Here is a 308-nt window from a genome sequence, read left to right on the forward strand (position 1 = left end):
ATTGTAGATGAAGTAACTACCCAAAACACACTACCCGTTGCACCGCCATCTGTAACTGAAAGTTCAACCCAGTAAGTTGTAGGCGATCCTGCCTGTCCCATAAAGGTAAATGGGGTTACAGTCATTTCAACTTCATTTACATCAAAACCAAAGTTGTTACCAATAACCGTTTGGTTATCGATAGTTACAGAAGCTTCAGACCCAATAAGAGCGCCTGGAAGTCCAGCAGCATCGTCGTAATAGTTAACATCTACGTTTGTAATTCCACCGTTGGCAAAAATACTTGCGGTAATGTTTTCTAAAGTGAA

General features: G+C 40.9%; 1 protein-coding gene. It reads right to left on the reverse strand.

The window, feature by feature from the left end; genetic code table 11:
* On the reverse strand, positions 1-308 hold a 308-nt coding region (locus K8089_RS16480; protein ID WP_237604359.1), incomplete at both ends, for a hypothetical protein.

The sequence above is a fragment of the Aequorivita vitellina genome (assembly GCF_022008365.1).
Taxonomy (GTDB): Bacteria; Bacteroidota; Bacteroidia; order Flavobacteriales; family Flavobacteriaceae; genus Aequorivita; species Aequorivita vitellina.